Below are 1,449 nucleotides of genomic sequence, written 5' to 3'. Positions count from 1 at the left end.
TCGATCAGCGTGAAGCCGCGGGCAGCACGGGACGAGGGGGCGGACGCGCGGCGCATCGGCGCGTCAGAGCGGACGGCTGGTTTCATTCGCGACCACCGTCACCATCTGCGCGAGCACGCCGGCGCGGCCGGGCATGCTCACCGAAATCCGCACGCGCCGGAACACCGGATTCGGCGTGGTGCTCACGCGCTGCGTGCAGACGAGCTGCACGTTGCCTTGCGAGCAGTCGAAACTCTGTTCGCCGACCTCCGGCCACGCATGCGTGAGCCGCAGCTGCGCGAGCGCATTGTCGGCGCTCCAGCCGGCGAGCAGCCGGCGATGCAGCTCGGACGCGTTGGTCGCCATCGTGCCGACCGCGCGGATCGACGCGGCGAGCGCGACCGCGATGATCGCGAGCGCGACCAGCACCTCGATCATCGTGAAGCCGCAGGCGGAAGAAACGGGGAAGGGCAGGCGACGACGCATCGTCATTGCACCTCGTAGCGGCCGTTGCCGGTGCCGACGATCGTCGCGCTGCCGGCGGCCGAATGCAGCGTCACGCGCACCGGCGTGTCGATGCTCTCGGTGCCGAACACGACGCGGCTCGCGCGCGTGTCCGACCCCGGGTAATCGATGTCGGCGCCGGTGACGCCGCCGTCCCAGTCGCGCGGACGCAGCAGGTCGTCGCGCAGCGTGCGCCAGCCGTCGGGCGAGCTCACGTCGAACTGGAAACCGTGCGCGGTCGGCTGCCACGCGATCGGCCGCGCGCGCACCTGCGCTTCGTCGCCGGCCGTCTCGAACAGCAGCGCGATACGCTGCGCTTCCTCGCGCAGGTCGGTGCGCGGATTGCGCGTCAGCGACAGCGATGCGAGCGACACGAGCAGCCCCGCGATCACCAGCACGACCAGCATTTCGAGCAGCGTGAAGCCGCGCGTGCGACGTCGTGCCGCGCCGTGCTTCATCAGGCCGCCATCGGCACGTGCCAGTACGAACGGCACCGCACCGCGACGCACACGGCAATCGCGGCCGCAGCGGGAGGTCGTGCGAATGGCGAGCATGAAGAACGGGAATGAAACGTCGGGCCGATCAGTGCCGGCCTATTGCCACGAGCCGATGTCGGTATCGTTGCCGTCGCCGCCTTCCTTGCCGTCGGCGCCGTAGCTGAACACGTCGATCTCGCCGTGCACGCCCGGGTTCAGGTACTTGTACCCGTTGCCCCACGGATCGTTCGGCAGGCGCTCGAGATAGCCGCCGTCCTTCCAGTTGTTCGGGATCGGATCGGTGGTCGGCTTCTGGATCAGCGAATTCAGGCCCTGCTCCTGGGTCGGATAGCGGCCGTTGTCCAGACGGTACAGCTTGAGCGCCTGCATGATCGTGCCGATGTCCTGCTTCGCGGCGATGCGGCGCGCCTCGTCTGGGCGGCTCATGATCTTCGGCACGATCAGCGCTGCCAGGATCCCGAGGATCGCG

3 protein-coding genes are annotated in these 1,449 nt (G+C 69.1%); all 3 read right to left on the bottom strand.

Annotation, left to right across the window (positions count from 1 at the left end; all coding sequences use genetic code 11):
- Window positions 1-63: 63 nt before the first annotated feature.
- A complete protein-coding gene (gspI, locus tag JMF90_RS36905; protein ID WP_063934015.1) occupies window positions 64-471 on the bottom strand; it encodes a type II secretion system minor pseudopilin GspI in 408 nt (135 codons plus the stop codon).
- Window positions 468-1,037, bottom strand: coding sequence for a GspH/FimT family pseudopilin (locus JMF90_RS36900; RefSeq protein ID WP_054928202.1), 570 nt, complete (start codon window positions 1,035-1,037; stop codon window positions 468-470). The genes gspI and JMF90_RS36900 overlap by 4 nt, the downstream gene beginning before the upstream one ends.
- Window positions 1,038-1,076: 39 nt before the next feature.
- Window positions 1,077-1,449: type II secretion system major pseudopilin GspG (gspG, locus tag JMF90_RS36895; RefSeq protein ID WP_201326326.1), on the bottom strand; the 373-nt coding region annotated here is incomplete at its 5' end.

The organism is Burkholderia sp. E168m23 (genome assembly GCF_016586125.1).
In the GTDB taxonomy this organism is placed as follows: Bacteria; Pseudomonadota; Gammaproteobacteria; order Burkholderiales; family Burkholderiaceae; genus Burkholderia; species Burkholderia orbicola.
The sequence above is the reverse complement of the archived record's forward strand: the minus strand, read 5'-3'. Positions and strand labels throughout refer to the sequence as shown.

What these genes read in the sequence shown, in the direction of transcription:
- gspI (WP_063934015.1), bottom strand. Translation starts at nt 471, where the DNA reads ATGACGATGCGTCGTCGCCTGCCCTTCCCCGTTTCTTCCGCCTGCGGC.
- JMF90_RS36900 (WP_054928202.1), bottom strand. Translation starts at nt 1,037, where the DNA reads ATGCTCGCCATTCGCACGACCTCCCGCTGCGGCCGCGATTGCCGTGTG.